17 protein-coding genes are annotated in these 15506 nt (G+C 72.5%); 8 read left to right on the top strand and 9 right to left on the bottom strand.

Annotation, left to right across the window (positions count from 1 at the left end; all coding sequences use genetic code 11):
* Window positions 1-64: 64 nt before the first annotated feature.
* Both AMK11_RS06385 and AMK11_RS06380 read right to left on the bottom strand, forming a co-directional pair.
* Window positions 65-706, bottom strand: a complete 642-nt coding sequence (locus AMK11_RS06385; protein WP_073724155.1) for a response regulator — start codon at window positions 704-706, stop codon at window positions 65-67.
* Entirely contained in the window at window positions 703-1899 is a 1197-nt protein-coding gene (locus AMK11_RS06380) for a sensor histidine kinase (protein WP_073724153.1), read from the bottom strand. Before AMK11_RS06380 ends, AMK11_RS06385 begins: the two co-directional genes overlap by 4 nt.
* Before the next feature lie 152 nt (window positions 1900-2051).
* Here AMK11_RS06380 and AMK11_RS06375 point away from each other — a divergent pair, with 152 nt between their 5' ends.
* Complete coding sequence (locus tag AMK11_RS06375) at window positions 2052-2642, top strand: hypothetical protein (RefSeq protein ID WP_073724151.1); 591 nt, start codon at window positions 2052-2054, stop codon at window positions 2640-2642.
* The gene (locus AMK11_RS06370) at window positions 2639-2836 is read left to right on the top strand and encodes a DUF5708 family protein (RefSeq protein WP_073724149.1); all 198 of its coding nucleotides are present in this window, start codon (window positions 2639-2641) and stop codon (window positions 2834-2836) included. The genes AMK11_RS06375 and AMK11_RS06370 overlap by 4 nt, the downstream gene beginning before the upstream one ends.
* On the opposite strand, the gene AMK11_RS06365 is transcribed toward AMK11_RS06370, so the two are convergent.
* Genes AMK11_RS06365 through AMK11_RS06355 form a run of 3 tightly spaced genes read right to left on the bottom strand, consistent with a single transcriptional unit; the run spans window position 2833 to window position 4970 of the window.
* A complete protein-coding gene (locus AMK11_RS06365) occupies window positions 2833-3405 on the bottom strand; it encodes a cob(I)yrinic acid a,c-diamide adenosyltransferase (protein WP_073724147.1) in 573 nt (190 codons plus the stop codon). The genes AMK11_RS06370 and AMK11_RS06365 overlap by 4 nt on opposite strands.
* A gap of 13 nt (window positions 3406-3418) precedes the next feature.
* On the bottom strand, window positions 3419-4168 hold the full coding sequence (locus tag AMK11_RS06360) for an ABC transporter permease (protein ID WP_073724145.1): 750 nt from the start codon (window positions 4166-4168) through the stop codon (window positions 3419-3421).
* Window positions 4169-4187: 19 nt separating this feature from the next.
* Window positions 4188-4970 (bottom strand): ABC transporter ATP-binding protein, encoded by a 783-nt coding sequence (locus AMK11_RS06355; RefSeq protein ID WP_073724143.1) that lies wholly within the window; start codon window positions 4968-4970, stop codon window positions 4188-4190.
* Window positions 4971-5050: 80 nt separating this feature from the next.
* Between AMK11_RS06355 and AMK11_RS06350 the strand changes: the two genes are divergently transcribed.
* From AMK11_RS06350 to AMK11_RS06335, 4 genes are all read left to right on the top strand, one after another.
* Window positions 5051-5692 carry a TetR/AcrR family transcriptional regulator gene (locus AMK11_RS06350; RefSeq protein ID WP_073724141.1) on the top strand — a complete coding sequence of 214 codons (642 nt, stop codon included), beginning with the start codon at window positions 5051-5053 and terminating at the stop codon, window positions 5690-5692.
* Window positions 5693-5828: 136 nt separating this feature from the next.
* A complete protein-coding gene (locus tag AMK11_RS06345) occupies window positions 5829-6677 on the top strand; it encodes a 3-hydroxyacyl-CoA dehydrogenase family protein (RefSeq protein WP_073724139.1) in 849 nt (282 codons plus the stop codon).
* A 197-nt stretch (window positions 6678-6874) separates the two neighbouring features.
* Window positions 6875-7198 carry an STAS domain-containing protein gene (locus tag AMK11_RS06340; protein WP_003973611.1) on the top strand — a complete coding sequence of 108 codons (324 nt, stop codon included), beginning with the start codon at window positions 6875-6877 and terminating at the stop codon, window positions 7196-7198.
* A gap of 323 nt (window positions 7199-7521) precedes the next feature.
* Window positions 7522-10179 carry an ATP-binding protein gene (locus tag AMK11_RS06335; protein WP_073724137.1) on the top strand — a complete coding sequence of 886 codons (2658 nt, stop codon included), beginning with the start codon at window positions 7522-7524 and terminating at the stop codon, window positions 10177-10179.
* 65 nt (window positions 10180-10244) lie between these two features.
* Here AMK11_RS06335 and nucS read toward each other — a convergent pair whose 3' ends face one another.
* Window positions 10245-10916 carry an endonuclease NucS gene (nucS, locus tag AMK11_RS06330; protein ID WP_073724135.1) on the bottom strand — a complete coding sequence of 224 codons (672 nt, stop codon included), beginning with the start codon at window positions 10914-10916 and terminating at the stop codon, window positions 10245-10247.
* A gap of 278 nt (window positions 10917-11194) precedes the next feature.
* Between nucS and AMK11_RS06325 the strand changes: the two genes are divergently transcribed.
* A complete protein-coding gene (locus AMK11_RS06325) occupies window positions 11195-11587 on the top strand; it encodes an SCO5389 family protein (protein WP_073724133.1) in 393 nt (130 codons plus the stop codon).
* Window positions 11588-11663: 76 nt separating this feature from the next.
* Here the strand turns inward: AMK11_RS06325 and AMK11_RS06320 are convergent, their stop codons facing one another.
* Window positions 11664-12692 carry an LLM class flavin-dependent oxidoreductase gene (locus tag AMK11_RS06320; RefSeq protein WP_073724131.1) on the bottom strand — a complete coding sequence of 343 codons (1029 nt, stop codon included), beginning with the start codon at window positions 12690-12692 and terminating at the stop codon, window positions 11664-11666.
* A 253-nt stretch (window positions 12693-12945) separates the two neighbouring features.
* Between AMK11_RS06320 and AMK11_RS06315 the strand changes: the two genes are divergently transcribed.
* Window positions 12946-13278 carry an ATP/GTP-binding protein gene (locus AMK11_RS06315; protein WP_073724129.1) on the top strand — a complete coding sequence of 111 codons (333 nt, stop codon included), beginning with the start codon at window positions 12946-12948 and terminating at the stop codon, window positions 13276-13278.
* Window positions 13279-13285: 7 nt separating this feature from the next.
* Here AMK11_RS06315 and AMK11_RS06310 read toward each other — a convergent pair whose 3' ends face one another.
* Window positions 13286-14155 (bottom strand): ABC transporter permease subunit, encoded by an 870-nt coding sequence (locus tag AMK11_RS06310; RefSeq protein ID WP_073724127.1) that lies wholly within the window; start codon window positions 14153-14155, stop codon window positions 13286-13288.
* Complete coding sequence (locus tag AMK11_RS06305) at window positions 14152-15396, bottom strand: ABC transporter ATP-binding protein (RefSeq protein ID WP_073724125.1); 1245 nt, start codon at window positions 15394-15396, stop codon at window positions 14152-14154. Before AMK11_RS06305 ends, AMK11_RS06310 begins: the two co-directional genes overlap by 4 nt.
* Between the last annotated feature and the right edge of the window lie 110 nt (window positions 15397-15506).

Here is a 15506-nt window from a genome sequence, read left to right as displayed (position 1 = left end):
GAAAGGTCTGGACCATAGGTCAATAGGTCTGGACCACTGGGCAGTAGCGTCGTTGAGGGACGAACTAGATCCCCAACTCCTGCGCCAGCACCGCGGCTTGCACCCGGCTGCGCAATCCCAGCTTCCCCAGCAGGCGGCTGACGTGCGTCTTCACCGTCGCCTCGGCCATCTCCAGCCGCTCGGCGATCGCGGCGTTGGACAGCCCCTCACCGAGGCAGGACAGCACCTCGCGCTCGCGCCGCGTCAGCTCCTCCAGTGCCGCCGGTTCCGCGGCCGGCTCCCGCACCGGCTTCGCGGCGAACTCGGCGATCAGCCGCCGGGTGACGGCCGGGGCGACGATCCCCTCGCCGCCCGCCACCGTGCGCACGGCCGCGAGGAGGTCCTTCGCCTCGGTGTTCTTCAGCAGGAATCCGGCCGCCCCCGCCCTCAGCGCCCCGAACACGTACTCGTCCAGGTCGAAGGTGGTCAGCACCAGCACGTCGGCGAGCCCCTCGTCGACCACCCGCCGGGTCGCCGACACCCCGTCCAGCCGCGGCATCTGAACGTCCATCAGCACCAGGTCCGGCCGCAGCTCCCGGGCCAGTTCCACCGCCTGCTCCCCGTCGGCGGCCTCCCCGGCCACCTCGATGTCCGGCGCGCTGCCGAGGATGAGCACCAGTCCGGCGCGTACGGCGGACTGGTCCTCGGCGACGAGGACGCGGATCATGCGGGGTCTCCTTCGTTCAGGGGCAGTTCGGCGCGTACGGCCCAGATCTTGCCGCCCGCCGACTCGGGGTCCGCGACCGGCCCGGCCTCGAAGGTGCCGTGCAGCAGCGCGGCCCGCTCCCGCATGCCGACCAGACCGGCACCCGAGCCGGGGGCGCGCGGGGTGTCCCGGTCGCCGTACGGGCTGGTCACCCGGACGTGCAGGGCCCCGTCGTACCGGGTGAGCCCGACGCGCACCGTCCCCGGCGCCGCGTGCTTGAGGGCGTTGGTGAGGGACTCCTGCACGATCCGGTACGCGGCCAGCTCGACCGGTGCGGGCAGCCCCTCGCCGTGCGCCGACTCCAGGGTGACGTCGAGGCCGTTGGCGCGGGCGCCGTCGACCAGCGCGCCGAGACCGTCGAGGGTGGGGGCGGCGGCCGGCTCGGTGCCGGCGCCGTCGTCCCGCAGGATGCCGATCAGCCGCCGCATCTCGGCCAGCCCCTCGACGCTGTTCTCGCGGATCACGCCGAGCGCCTGCCGGGTGGTCGCCGGGTCGTCGAGGGAGAGCGCGGCCGTGGAGTGGATGGCGATCGCGGAAAGGTGGTTGGCGACCATGTCGTGCAGCTCGCGGGCCATCCGGGCACGCTCGGCGGTCACCGCCTGCACCCGGTCCATCTCCGCGAGCAGCGCGGTCTGCTCGGCACGCAGCAGGGCGGCGTTGGCGGCCTCGCGGTGGTTGCGCACGATCAGCCCGGTGGAGGCGGGCGCGAACGACACCACCCCGACGACGACACCGATCAGCAGGGCCTCGGGCACCCGCCACACGGCGAACGGCACGATCGTCGCGGTCACGGTGACCAGCCCGGTGATCCACGGGATGCGGCGGGCCGAGGCGGGCTTGCCGTACAGCACGGCGGCGTACATCAGGTCGGAGTACATGATCAGCATGACCAGGCTGCCCTGCGTGACCGTGTCCCCGATCAGCGCCGCGGTACCGATCAGCAGGCCCGTGCGCGGCGCGGCCCGGCGCAGCAGCTCGCAGCCCGCCATGACGGCGAGCGGGACCAGCAGCGGCCAGCGGCCGTCGAACAGCACGATCGGATCGTCGGCGGGCCGCACGCCCAGGCCGATGCCCCACAGCAGCAGCCCGCCCAGCAGCCCCGCCGACGCGGCGTACACGTCGATGCGGTGCGGGCGGGGGAGTCGTACGGCCATGTCACCATCCAACACGGCTCGCGCGCCGCGCGCCTGATCCCGCGGAACGGTCCCGCGCTGCATCTTTCGATGTACCGGAGGTTCGCCCCCGGCGACGACGAACGCGGCGGCTTCCGGCGGCAGCCTGGAAGGGTGAAGGAAGGGAGTGCGTCGTGGTCGTCGCGTTGATCATCGCCTGCGAGGTCGGTTTCTGGGTCCTGCTGGCCCTCGGGCTGGCCGCCCGCTACCTGCTGAAGTGGCGTCGCACCAGCGTGTTCCTGCTGCTGTGCGAGCCGGTGCTGGAACTGGTGCTGTTCGCCGCGACGGCATGGGACCTGAAGAACGGCGCCGAGCCGGGCTGGGAGCACGGCCTGGCCGCGCTGTACATCGGCTACACGGTCGCGTACGGCCACTACACGATCCGCTGGCTCGACGGCCACGCCGCCCACCGCCTGGCCGGCGGCCCGCCGCCGGTCAAACCCCCGCGCTACGGCAGGGCGCGGGCGGCCCACGAGGGCCGGCTGTGGCTGCGCACCCTGCTGGGCGCGGCCGTGGCCTGCGCGCTGCTCCAGGGCGCGGTCTGGTACGTCGGCGACGAGGGCGACGTCTCGTCCCTGCGCGCCTTCCAGTGGGTGGCGATCCGGGTCCTCGCCATCCACGGCCTGGTGGCCCTCGGATACCTGATCTGGCCGAAGAAGGACCCGGCGGGCACTGCCCCGGCCGCGTCGGAGACGGTGAAGGAAAGGGAGGGCGCGCGCCGATGAAGGGCCTGGCGGAACGTTCGCTGTGGGAGGGCGGCGGCACCTTCGTGGCCGGCCTCGTCCTCTGGATGTTCGCGGGAGACGTGGACGTCCCCGTCGTCGACCTGACGAAGGCCGGCATCGTGATGATGTGCGTCGGCGGCGCGCAGACCGTGTGGGGCCTGTTCCGGTCGGCGCGCCGGCACACGGCTGGCTAGCGCTCCCCGCCCGGCACCCACAGCACGTCCCCGACCTCCTTGTTGGCCACTCGGGCCAGGATGAAGAGGAGGTCGGAGAGGCGGTTCAGGTAGGTCGCGGTGAGCGGGTTCATCGTGTCGCCGTGGGCCTCCAGCGCCGCCCACGTCGAGCGCTCGGCCCGCCGGACCACCGTGCACGCCTGGTGCAGCAGGGCCGCGCCGGGCGTGCCGCCGGGCAGGATGAAGGAGCGGAGCTTCTCGACCTCGGCCAGGAAGCGGTCGCAGTCCGCCTCCAGCTTGTCGACGTAGAACTGCTCGACCCGCAGCGGAGGGAACTCCGGGTTCTCCACCACCGGCGTCGACAGGTCCGCGCCCACGTCGAACAGGTCGTTCTGGACGCGGACGAGGACCTTGACGACCTCCTCGTGCAGGGCGCCGAGGGCGATCGCCGTGCCGATCACCGCGTTCGCCTCGTTGGCGTCGGCGTACGCGGAGATGCGGAGGTCGGTCTTGGGGACCCGGCTCATGTCGCCGAGGGCGGTGGTGCCCTGGTCGCCGGTCCGGGTGTAGATGCGCGTCAGGTTGACCATGGGGCCAGCGTAGTTACGCTCCGGCGGTGCGGAACACGCGTGTGCCCACCGTCACGGCCAGCGCGGTGAAGGCGACGGCGACCAGGGTGCCGTAGAGCATGTGCGCCGTGGCGTAGGAGCCGACGTACGCGTCCCTCACCGCGTCGACCAGGTAGCGGAACGGCATCAGGTGCGAGAGCACGTCGAGCCAGGCCGGGCCCAGCGTCATCGGCAGCATCAGGCCGGACAGCAGCATCGACGGCATGGTGAGGGCGTTGATCGTCGGGCCGAACTCCTGCGGGGTGCGGACCTTCATCGCCAGCGCGTACGACAGCGACGCCAGCGAGACGGTGAGCAGGGCGACGAACGCGAAGCCGATCAGCACGCCCGGCAGGGGCGCGCGCAGGCCCATCACGAGCGCGGCGAGGACCAGCAGCACCGCCTGGAAGGCGAAGACCGTGGCGTCCCGCAGCACCCGGCCCAGCAGCAGCGCCAGGCGGCTGACGGGCGTGACCCGCATGCGCTCGACCACCCCCTGGCCGTTCTCGATGATGATCGAGAAGCCCGCGAAGGAGGCTCCGAACAGGCCCAGCTGGAGCAGCAGACCGGGGACCAGCACCTGCCAGGAGCTGCCCTGCCCGCCGAGCGGCAGGTCGGTCAGCAGCGGGCCGAAGAAGAGCAGGTACAGCAGCGGCATCAGCACGCCGAAGAGCAGCGCGAACCGGGAGCGCAGGGACTGGCGCAGGTAGCGGCCGTAGATGAGGCCGGTGTCGTGGAGCAGCATCGGAGGTCCTCGGGGGCGGTTATACGGCTACGGGGGCGGGGTCGGCCTCGGCGGCGCTGCGGCCGGTGACGGCCAGGAAGGTGTCCTGGAGGGAGGCGTCGAGCGAGCCGCCGTACCGGAGCTTCAGGGCGGCCGGGGTGCCCTCGGCGACCACCACGCCGCCGTCCACGACCACCAGGCGGTCGGAGAGGGCGTCGGCCTCGTCGAGGTAGTGGGTGGTCAGGAAGACGGTGGTGCCGTGCTCGTCGCGCAGCCGGCGCACCAGATCCCACAGATCGGCGCGGCTGCCCGGATCGAGGCCGGTCGTCGGCTCGTCCAGGAAGAGCACCTTCGGGCGGTGCGTGAGCGCCATCGCGATGTCCAGCCGGCGCCGCTGCCCGCCCGAGAGCGCGCCGCACTTGCGGTCCAGCAGCCCGGTGAGGCCCAGGTCGCGGGCGAGCTCGTCGGCGCGCTCGGCGGCCCGAGCCCTGGTCAGCCGGTACAGGCGGCCCTGGGTGACCAGCTCCTCCCGCACGGAGATCTGCGTGTCCACGCCGCCGGACTGCGCCACGTACCCGCACGCCGCGCGTACGCCGGCCGGGTCGGTCGCCAGGTCGTGCCCGGCGACGGTGGCCGCGCCGCCGGTGGGGGCGAGCAGGGTCGTGAGCATCCGGAGGGTGGTGGTCTTGCCGGCGCCGTTGGGGCCCAGGAAGCCCAGGATCTCGCCCTCGCGGACGGTCAGGTCGATGCCGCGCACGGCCTCCACCGGGCCGTGCTTCGTCGAGAAGGTACGGGCCAGTCCGGCCGTACTGATGATTGCCATGCGTCCCAGAAAAACAGAGACACTGAAATTTTGCAATGGCCCCAAGTTTTCACCAGCCCCAGCGAAGCTAGGATGCGGGCATGGCCGAGGGACTCAGGGAACGGAAGAAGCGGCAGACCCGGCAGTACCTCTCGGACGTCGCCACGGGACTGTTCCTGGAGCGCGGCTTCGAGGCCGTGACGGTGGCCGAGGTCGCGGACGCCGCGAACGTCTCCGTCAACACCGTCTACAACTACTTCCCGGCCAAGGAGGACCTGTTCCTCGACCGGTCCAAGGGCGTGATCGACCGGCTCTCCCGCTGGGTGCGCGGGCGGCACGAGGGGGAGTCGGCGGCCCGCGCCGTCCTGCGCGAGCTGCGCGAGGAGGTCGAGACGGTCTCGCCCCGCGTGGGCCTGATCGACGGCTACGCGAAGTTCATGAAGGTCGTCCAGGACTCGCCCGCCCTCCGTTCGCGGATGTGGGCGATCGGCCAGGAGGTGCTCCTGAACCTGGAGCACACCCTGCGCGAGGAGACCGGCAGCGCGGACGGCGACATGGCACCCGCCCTGATGGCCGGTCAGATCAACTGGCTGCACAGCACGGTCCTCGCGACCATCGGCCAGCGCATGATCGCCGGCGGAAAGCCCTCCGAGGTCTCCCGCGAGGTGCTCCTGCTGCTGGACGAGATGGAGGAGCTGCTGAGCGAGAAGGTGCTCAACTACGCCGTACGAGGCGCGCTCTGACACCCGAATGGCACACGGTGGTGTGATGTCCGTCATCTGAGACGTGACGCGCGTTACTAACCGGTCACACAGCGGCTCACGCCCGCTAATCTCCGGCCGAGAGACGAGAATCAGCGCGTATCAGGGGAGTCGCACAGTGGCACGGAAGCTCGCCGTCATCGGAGCCGGTCTCATGGGGTCGGGCATCGCCCAGGTCTCCGCCCAGGCGGGCTGGGACGTCGTTCTGCGCGACGTCACCGACGAGGCGCTGCGGCGCGGCACCGACGGCATCAAGGCCTCGTACGACAAGTTCGTCGCCAAGGGCAAGCTCGCCGCCGACGAGGCCGAGGCCGCCCTCGCGCGCATCACCGCCACCACCGACCTGGACGCCGCCGGTGACGCGGACGTCGTCGTCGAGGCCGTCTTCGAGAAGCTGGAGGTCAAGCACGAGATCTTCCGCGCGCTCGACAAGCTGGTGAAGGACGAGGCGATCCTCGCCTCCAACACCTCCGCCATCCCGATCACCAAGATCGCGGCCGTGACCGAGCGCCCCGAGCGGGTCGTCGGCACCCACTTCTTCTCGCCGGTCCCGATGATGCAGCTGTGCGAGCTGGTGCGCGGCTACAAGACCAGCGACGAAACGCTCGCCACCGCCCGGGAGTTCGCCGAGTCCACCGGCAAGACCTGCATCGTCGTCAACCGCGACGTCGCCGGCTTCGTCACCACCCGCCTCATCTCCGCCCTCGTCGTCGAGGCCGCGAAGCTGTACGAGTCGGGCGTCGCCACCGCCGAGGACATCGACCTCGCCTGCAAGCTGGGCTTCGGACACGCCATGGGACCGCTGGCCACCGCCGACCTGACGGGCGTCGACATCCTGCTGCACGCCACCGGCAACATCTACACCGAGTCCCAGGACGAGAAGTTCGCCCCGCCGGAGCTGATGCGCCGGATGGTGGACGCCGGTGACATCGGCCGCAAGAGCGGGCAGGGCTTCTACAAGCACTGAGGTCGCGTCAGCCCCGCCGGACATCACACGGCGGGGTGAATTCGGTATCGGTTCGCTTACAGGCGGCAACCTCCGATCGTTTCGGCCAGTCAGAGGTAGCAACACCTGATACCGCCGATGGACCACAACGCCGGGCCGCACCGCACCGCACAGATGACGAAGACGACGTAGACGAAGAAGCACGCCGGGGAGCGCATATGCACATCAGGGGCGACCACGTCGAGCTGGTCGTCGGGGGCCGCCTCGACGTACGCAGCGCGGCGGACGCCCGTACGGTCCTGCACTCGGCCGTCGACGACGGAGTCGGCGACCTGGTGCTGGACCTGTCCGAACTGGACTCCTGGGACGCCACCGGGCTCGGTGTGATCATGGGAGCCCACCGGCGGGCCGGCCGCTGCGGCCGTCGGCTGGTGCTGCGCGGTGTACCGCCGCAGATGCAGCGCCTGCTGGTGGCCACCCGGCTGCACCGGATCCTCGCCATTGAGGGCGGCATCGGCGTGGAGACCCTGCCCAGGGTGTGACCGCGACGGACCGTGTGGTGCCACAGACCGTGTGACGTCACGGACCCGTGTGGCCCGGCGGGCCGGGGAGACCCGGACACCGCCCGCCGAACCGCGCGGAAATCGCCCGGCACACGCAATCCTCACGAGACCGTGACGTCTCGGACGGGTCGGCACCCCGGACTGTCGGAGATACTGAGCGAAGGTTTAGGGTCTGGCTGCCCGCCCCTTTCGCAACCCACCGGCGGGCCCGGACCAGAAGCGACAGCGCGGTGTGCGGCAAGGCCGGGAGGGTGGTCCCGACCGGGGGACCGGCACACGACGCTTTTGGGGGGCTTGAACCTATGGACCCGAACAACCGGGGACCCGAGGAGCACGGCCACGACGGCGACACGCCGCGCCCGCGCCCGCCCAGGGACCCTCTCACGCCCGACTTCGGACAGCACGCGCCGGCGCTCGCCCGGACGGTGCAGCTCGTCTCCGGCGACTTCCTGCTCACCGTCAACCCGGTCGACGGCAGCGAGATCGAACTCTGCCCGCCCGCCGAGCGGCCCGCCCGGCCCGAGAAGCTCACCGCGGCCGAACGCGCCGAGGTGGAACGGGCCGCCCGGCCGCCCGTCCCGCCGGGCCCGACCCGCACCGTGCTCGGACTGCTGGCCCGCGACGACGAACGCGAACGCCTGGTGCGGCTGCTCGCCCGCGGCCGCTCCGTCCGCCTCACCGGCCCGGCCGGCTCCGGCCGCAGCAGCCTCCTCGACGTCGTCGCCGAGGACTGCGCGGGCCTCGCCCCCGACGGGGTCGTCCGCCTGAGCGGCTTCCACCGCACCGCAGGCGACCTCCTCCACGACCTCTTCTACGCCGTCCACCGCGCGCCCCTGCACCGCCCGGACCGCGAGGAACTGCTCGCCCGGCTCCGGGAGGTCGGCGCGGTCGTCGTCCTGGACGACGTCGAGTTCGGCGGCACCGCCCTCGACGAGCTGCTGGACGCCACTCCCGAGTGCGCCTGGCTCATCGGCGCCACCCCGGACGTGCCCGCCCCCTCCGCCGACTCGGCCGTCGAGGAGGTCTTCCTCACCGGCCTGGACCGCTCGGACGGCGTGGAGCTGCTGGAACGCGCCGCCGGCCGCACCCTCACCGAGGAGGAGGCCAACTGGGCCGGCGACCTCTGGTTCGAGTCCGAGGGCCTGCCGCTGCGCTTCGTCCAGGCCGGTGCCCTGCTGCGCCGGCGCGACCGGCAGCGGGCCGGTGCCGACGCCGTCGACGAGTTCGGCGTCTTCGCCGACACCGGCCCCGCCGACGACACGCCCCGCGACGCCGCCGAGAGCGACGACGTACCCCTGCCGTCCCTCGGCGAGGCCGCCGCGCCCGCCCCGCTGCTCGCCTCCCGGCTCAGCGACTCGGCCCGCACCACCCTGCGGTTCGCCGTCGCGCTCGGCGGCGAGGTGCCGCACCAGGCACACCTGCCCGCACTGGTCGGCGACACCCACGCGGACGCCGCCCTGGGCGAGCTGGCCGACTGCGGACTGGTCTCGCCGGTCGGCTCCCGCTACCGGCTCGCCGCCGGGGTGCTCACCCAGCTGGACGGCGCCGGGTACGCCGACGGCACACCGGAGCGCGCTCTGGCCGCCGCCCAGCACTATGCCTGGTGGGCCGGACACCCCTCGGTGACCCCCGAGCGGGTCTGCGCCGAGGCCGACGCCGTGCTGGCCGCCCTCGCCGTGCTGGTGCCGACGACGACCCGGCCCGCGGACGGCGAGGAGAGCCCCGCCGTCCAGCTGGCCCGCACCGCGGCGCCCGCGTTCGCCGCCGGGCTGCACTGGAGCGCCTGGGAGCGTTCGCTGCGCTCCGGCACCGAGGCCTCCCGGCTCGCCGGTGACGTCGCCGAGCAGGCGTACTTCCACCACGAACTCGGCGTTCTCGCGCTGTGCGAGGGACAGCTCGACCGGGCCCGCGCCGAGCTGGAGGCCTCCATCGGGCTGCGCGGTGCCCTGTCCGACAAGCGCGGCGCCGTCGCCGGCCGCCGTGCCCTGGCCCTGGTCACCGACCGCTCCGGGGACACCCCCGGGCCGGGCATCGGCGCGGGGGCGTTCGGCGCCCCGGAGGCCGCTGCCGGACTCGGCGTCGTCGGCGTGGGCCTCGGCCTCGGCCCGACCGCGGGGGAGGAGGTGCCCGACGCCCGCAACGAGGAGTCGGCGTCGCCGTCCGCGGGCGTCCCCGCGCCCTTCCCGCCGCTCCAGCCGTCCCCGCAGTCCCCGACCCTGGTCACCAGCCGGGAACCCGCCACGGAGCGGTCCCGGACGGTCGGCGGCGGCATCAAGGGCTTCGCGCGGCGCAATCTCGTGGCCGCCGGAGCGGGCGCGCTGCTCGTCGCCGTGCTCGGCACCGTGGTGACACTCGGCGCCACCTCCGAGAACGACGCCGGCACTCCCTCCAACGAGGTCGGCGTCAACCCGTCGGCCAGCCAGGGCGTCGACGACGGCAGCCTGGGCGCGGACCGGCCCTCGGACGACGGTGCCGGCCCGGAGGAGGGCGGCCGGCCCACCGACCCGGGCCCGGACGGCACCGTCGGCACGTCGGACGACCCGACGCCCAGCGAGTCGGCACGGCCGTCGGACGGCACCGGCACCTCGGGCGAGCCCGACGACCCGACCTCACCGGACCCGGGCGACTCGGACGAGCCGGACGACTCGACCTCGCCGTCCGAGTCGGCTACGTCCGACGACCCGGACCCGACCTCGCCGAAGCCCACCGACACGGAGCCGGACCCCGACCCCACCACGCCGACCGGCGAGCCCAGCAAGCCCACCACGCCCCCGCCGTCGACCTCCGACCCCGAGACGACTCCTCCGGAGACGTCCACCAGCGCCAGCGGACCGAGCGAGACGAGCACCACCGCCAGCTCCCCCGCCGGCACCCCCTCCACCGCCACGCAGAGCAGCACCGCGAGCACCGGCACGGGGACGCCGAGCGGCACGGGCTCGGCGGACGGCCTGATCATCTGAGGCCGGCCACGCGGAAGGGCCGGGTCCACGACCCGGCCCTTCCGCACGTCGTGCCCGACGCCCCCTCAGAACAGCCGCAGCTTGTCGTCCTCGATGCCCCGCATGGCGTCGTAGTCCAGCACCTGGCAGCCGATCCCGCGGTCCGTGGCGAGCACGCGGGCCTGCGGCTTGATCTCCTGGGCGGCGAAGACGCCGCGCACCGGGGCGAGGTGCGGATCGCGGTTCAACAGCTCCAGGTAGCGCGTGAGTTGCTCCACACCGTCGATCTCGCCGCGCCGCTTGATCTCCACCGCGACGGTCCCGCCCTCGGCGTCCCGGCACAGGATGTCGACGGGACCGATGGCGGTCATGTACTCGCGGCGGATGAGGGTGTAGCCCTCGCCCAGCGTCTCGATGCGGTCGGCGAGCAGCTCCTGGAGGTGTGCTTCCACGCCGTCCTTGATCAGGCCCGGGTCGACGCCCAGCTCGTGCGAGGAGTCGTGCAGGATCTCCTCCATCGCGATGATGAGCTTCTCGCCCGCCTTGTTGACGACGGTCCAGACGCCCTCCTCCTCGCCCGTGCCCTCCTTGAGGGTGCACGGAGGCGACATCCAGTTGAGGGGCTTGTAGGCCCGGTCGTCGGCGTGGACCGAGACGCTGCCGTCGGCCTTGACCAGGATCAGGCGGGGAGCCGAGGGGAGATGGGCGGTGAGCCGCCCGGCGTAGTCGACCGAGCAGCGGGCAATGACGAGACGCATGGTCGGCAACGCTACTCGACGCGCCCGGTCCGACGCGATTCGCCCGTGCCGGGGCCCCCGCGGCCCGTCCCACTTCTCCCATTGACCCCGTCTTGCGCACTGGCCGATTGTGCGCCTACCGGTTGGTGCCCATCTGGGCATTCTCCTGGTGCCGTCACGATCGGTTGCTTACGGTATTGAACGGGAGGTCGCGATGTGTGTACGCAGCGTGTTCGGAATCGCGCACTCCCCTAACTGTCCGGCAACCCCTGCCAGTCGGGGGTGCGAGAGGAGAACCCATGTCGCTCGACGTCTCACCGGCCCTACTCGAACAGGCCGAGCGAGGCGAGGTCGACGAAGCAGCCTTCGTCGACTGCGTCCGGACTTCCCTGCCTTACGCATGGGAGATGGTCAGCTCCCTGGTGGCACAGCTGAAGGTCGACGGCGGTGCGTTCGCCGACAACCAGACGCCCCCGCCGGACGAGCAGGCGCGCGGCCAGCTGCTGCGTGCGCTGGCGAGTGACGCCATACGCGGTGCACTGCAGCGGCACTTCGGTGTGCGGCTGGCCTTCCAGAACTGCCACCGGGTGGCGGTGTTCCCGTTGGACTCCTCCGTCGACGAGAAGCTGAGCCGCTTCACCTCGGTACGCAGCCAGGTGTTGAACCAGTCGCCCGAATTCCGCGACTGCTGACGACGACCGTCTGCTTGCCGCTCCGTACGCGGGAGGTGCAGTTCGTACCGGAGCGGCAGGCTCGCCGCCGGCTCCCTCAGCCGAGCTGGGGGAGCACCTCGGCCCCGAGCCGCCGTACGTTCTCCTCGGTCGCCGCGAGGTCTCCGGACCCCTCGACGAGCAGGGCGAAGCGGTTGATCCCGGTCCGTTCGCCGGTCGCCGCGAGCCGGTCGGCGCACAGGCGGGGCGTGCCCACCGGGTGCAGCCCGCAGAGGAGTTCGGTGTAGGCGTACGGGTCGCGCATCCGCCGGGCGCGGCCGTCGACCGTGACGTGGGCGCCCAGCCCCTGGCGCAGCCAGCCCGGCATGGCCTTGAGCAGGGTCTCGGCCGCGTCCGTGCGCCGGTCGGCGATCTGGCAGACGCCGGCCGACACGTGGGCCGCGCCGTGGATCTCCGCCGACGGCCGCCCGGCGGCGCGGGCGTGCCGCCGCCACAGGGCGACCATCTCGGCCTTCTCCTCGTCCCCGACGTGCATCCCGAGCAGCATCGGCAGCCCCCGCTCGGCGGCCGTGCGCACGCTCGCCGGGGAGGTGCAGGCGACGACGACCTCCGGACCCGGCTCCTCCGACAGGGACTCCGAGGGCCGCGGGACGACGGGCACCTCGCGGAACCGGAAGCGGTCGCCCGAGGCGCCGACGGCCGGCTCGCGCAGCCAGCGCATCAGCAGATCGAGTGACTCCGGGAACTGCTTCTCGTACGCCTCCAGGCCCGCGCCGAACACCTCCAGGTCCACCCACGGGCCGCCCCGGCCCACGCCCAGCGAGAACCGGCCGCCGCTCGTGACGTGCAGCAGCGCGGCCTGCTCGCCGAGCGCCACGGGGTGGGCGGTGGGCAGCACGCTGACCGCGGTGCCGACCCGGATGCGGCGGGTGCGGCCCAGCAGCAGGGCGGCCAGGGTCACGGCCGACGGACACGTGCCGTACGGGACGAAGTGGTGTTCGGCCAGCCAGACCGCGTCGAGCCCCGCATCCTCGGCGACCTCGGCCGAGCGGACCGCGCGGTGCAGCGCTTCCCCGTGACCCTGGCCCGGGAACTGGGCGCCCAACACGAAACTTCCAACGCGCATTGCTCTTCCTGCTTCCTCGGCTCCGACACGGAGCTCCCCCACAGGGCATAACCGTCTGACACGTGCCGAGGACACGGCCGGGCGGAGGGATTTGCGGATTGTCTGCAGAATCGGCCGTCGAGGCCGGGCGGAAAGCACCGGTGGAGGTCCCTGCGGGGCGAGTTGTGGGGGTTGGTGCTGTACGGGTACCCCGGCCCGTCCCGCGTAGGCTGGATGCGGTCCGTACTCCCTGTATAGCTCCGTGAGGTGTCCTGTGTCCCCGCGTCGCAACCGACCCAAGGGAGCCGCGTCGTCCGGCCGCAGCGCCGAGGACGACGGCTCCGGCCGCTACGGCGGCTGGCAGTCGTCGGAGAGCTGGCAGGGCGAGGACTGGAGCGTACGGCACGTGGCGGGCGCGAGCGCGCAGGGGAAGTCGTACCGCTGCCCGGGGTGCGACCAGCTGATCCCGGACGGCGTCCCGCACGTGGTGGCCTGGCCGGCGCACTCGGGCGTGGACGAGCGCCGGCACTGGCACAAGTCCTGCTGGAACGCGAAGGACCGCCGCACCACGCGGGTGCAGCGGTCCCGTAACGCGCCGAGGTTCTGAACGCGGGCTACACGTCCCGCTTCTGCAGCAGGGCGAAGGCACCGGCGAACGCGACCGCCGTCACGCCGAGCATGATCCACAGCGGGTCCCAGCCGGACGGGCCGGAGTCGCTGAGCGAGTTGGCGTAGAAGATGCTCATCTGGTTCGGGATCGAGTACTCGAACAGTGCCTGCTGCACGTCCTTCAGGGACTCCGCGAACATGAAGAGCGCGATCACCAGCGGGGCGAGCAGGGCCCCGATCATGATGGTGATGGCGCCCGCCGAGTGGCGGATGACCGAGCCGATGGCCAGCGACAGCAGGCCGAGCAGCGCCACGTAGAGCGAGACGCCGACGGTGCCTTTCAGCCACTCGCCGCCGGTGGGGTCACCGGCCCCGTTGCCCTCCAGCATGGTCACGTGCATCAGGGCGACGAGCGTGGCGGACACCAGCGTCACCACGAACGCCACCAGGAAGAACACGATCGCCTTGGCCGCGAGGACCCGGCTGCGGCTCGGGCACGCCGTCATCGTGGTGCGCACCATGCCGGTGCCGTACTCCGAGGCGGTGGTCAGCACGCCGAGGGTGATCAGGCAGATGCTGCCGAGCAGCAGGCCGAAGAAGCCGAGGGCGAGCGGGCTCTCACCGTCCACGTCGGTGTCCGAGCTCGCCACCACCGCGCCGGTGAGCAGGCCAAGGCCGACGACCAGCACGACGAAGACGCCCAGCGTCCACATCGTCGAGCGCACCGACTTGATCTTCGTCCACTCGGAGGCGACCGCGTGCCCGAGGTGCGTGGGCACCACCGGGATCGGCGACGTGTACGTGGGGTAGGGCGAACCGGGCGCCGCCTGCCAGTCGGGTGCGGCCTGCGGCATCGGGGGCTGGGGCGTGCTCATCGGGCGTCCTCGGGCTTGGTCGGGTCGGTGGCGGGCGCGGGCGCGGGGGCGGCCGGAGCGGGCGCCTGCGGGGCCTGGGCGGGCTGCTGTGCCGCGTACGGATTGGCGGGCTGCCCGCCGCCCGGCATCGCGCCGGGCGCGGCCGGGGCGCCGTACGGTCCCGCCGGGGCCTGGCCCGGCGCGCCGCCCTGCGGTGCCGCGAAGGGCTGGCCGCCCTGCTGGGGCGGCGGCGGGGCGTACCAGCCGGGCTGACCCTGCCCGGGCACCGGCATCGGCGGCTGCGCGCCGGGCGGCAGCGGCTGCTGGAGCGCCGCCTTCTGGTCGGCGGTCGAGCGGTAGTCGACGGCGCCCTGCGTCATCCGCATGTACGCCTCCTCCAGCGACGCCTGGTGCGGCGACAGCTCCCACAGCCGTACGTCGGTGTCGTGCGCGATGTCGCTGATCCGGGGGAGCGCCAGCCCGGTCACCCGCAGCGCACCGTCCTGCTCGGGCAGCACGTGCCCGCCCGCCTCGGTCAGCGCCGACGTCAGCTTCTCGCGCAGCTGCGGCTCGGTGTCCGGCGTGCGCACGCGCGCGAAGTCGGCGGAGTTGGCCGAGATGAAGTCCTTCACGCTCATGTCGGCCATCAGCTGACCGCGCCCGATGACGATCAGGTGGTCGGCGGTCAGCGCCATCTCGCTCATCAGGTGCGAGGAGACGAAGACCGTACGGCCCTCCGCCGCGAGCGCCTTCATCAGGTTGCGCACCCAGTGGATGCCCTCGGGGTCGAGACCGTTGACCGGCTCGTCGAAGAGCAGCACCTGGGGGTCGCCGAGGAGGGCCGCGGCGATGCCGAGCCGCTGGCCCATGCCGAGCGAGAAGCCCTTGGAACGCCGCTTGGCCACGTCCTGGAGGCCCACCACGCCGAGCACCTCGTCCACCCGCCTGGCCGGGATGCCCGAGAGCTGGGCCAGGCTCAGCAGGTGGCTGCGGGCGGACCGGCCACCGTGTACCGCCTTGGCGTCGAGCAGCGCGCCCACCTGGCGGGGTGCGTTCGGCAGCCTGCGGTACGGGTGACCGCCGATGGTGACGTGTCCCGCGGTGGGATTGTCCAGGCCGAGGATCATGCGCATCGTCGTCGACTTCCCCGAGCCGTTCGGCCCGAGGAAGCCGGTGACGGCACCTGGCCGCACCTGGAAGGACAGATTGTGCACTGCGGTCTTGTCGCCGTAGCGCTTGGTCAGGCCGACAGCCTCGATCATGCTCCGCACCCATCGGAAGGTTCAGGACAGCAGGGCGCACGCCCCCGTAAGGGTTAGGAGGATATCGAGGCGCTGACGGTTCCGTTCAAGCCCGGGTAAAATCCGGTCCT

It is taken from the genome of Streptomyces sp. CB02414 (genome assembly GCF_001905385.1).
Lineage (GTDB): Bacteria > Actinomycetota > Actinomycetes > Streptomycetales > Streptomycetaceae > Streptomyces.
Note: the sequence above shows the minus strand (reverse complement) of the source record. Positions and strands in the feature narration are given on the sequence as shown.

Excerpts from the sequence above, each read along its gene's own strand:
- AMK11_RS06370 (WP_073724149.1), top strand. The coding sequence starts at position 2,639 with ATGAAGGGCCTGGCGGAACGTTCGCTGTGGGAGGGCGGCGGCACCTTC.
- AMK11_RS06325 (WP_073724133.1), top strand. The coding sequence starts at position 11,195 with ATGTCGCTCGACGTCTCACCGGCCCTACTCGAACAGGCCGAGCGAGGC.
- AMK11_RS06355 (WP_073724143.1), bottom strand. The coding sequence starts at position 4,970 with ATGGCAATCATCAGTACGGCCGGACTGGCCCGTACCTTCTCGACGAAG.
- AMK11_RS06360 (WP_073724145.1), bottom strand. The coding sequence starts at position 4,168 with ATGCTGCTCCACGACACCGGCCTCATCTACGGCCGCTACCTGCGCCAG.
- AMK11_RS06385 (WP_073724155.1), bottom strand. The coding sequence starts at position 706 with ATGATCCGCGTCCTCGTCGCCGAGGACCAGTCCGCCGTACGCGCCGGA.
- AMK11_RS06365 (WP_073724147.1), bottom strand. The coding sequence starts at position 3,405 with ATGGTCAACCTGACGCGCATCTACACCCGGACCGGCGACCAGGGCACC.
- AMK11_RS06310 (WP_073724127.1), bottom strand. The coding sequence starts at position 14,155 with ATGAGCACGCCCCAGCCCCCGATGCCGCAGGCCGCACCCGACTGGCAG.
- AMK11_RS06340 (WP_003973611.1), top strand. The coding sequence starts at position 6,875 with ATGCACATCAGGGGCGACCACGTCGAGCTGGTCGTCGGGGGCCGCCTC.
- AMK11_RS06380 (WP_073724153.1), bottom strand. The coding sequence starts at position 1,899 with ATGGCCGTACGACTCCCCCGCCCGCACCGCATCGACGTGTACGCCGCG.
- AMK11_RS06350 (WP_073724141.1), top strand. The coding sequence starts at position 5,051 with ATGGCCGAGGGACTCAGGGAACGGAAGAAGCGGCAGACCCGGCAGTAC.
- AMK11_RS06335 (WP_073724137.1), top strand. The coding sequence starts at position 7,522 with ATGGACCCGAACAACCGGGGACCCGAGGAGCACGGCCACGACGGCGAC.
- nucS (WP_073724135.1), bottom strand. The coding sequence starts at position 10,916 with ATGCGTCTCGTCATTGCCCGCTGCTCGGTCGACTACGCCGGGCGGCTC.
- AMK11_RS06320 (WP_073724131.1), bottom strand. The coding sequence starts at position 12,692 with ATGCGCGTTGGAAGTTTCGTGTTGGGCGCCCAGTTCCCGGGCCAGGGT.
- AMK11_RS06305 (WP_073724125.1), bottom strand. The coding sequence starts at position 15,396 with ATGATCGAGGCTGTCGGCCTGACCAAGCGCTACGGCGACAAGACCGCA.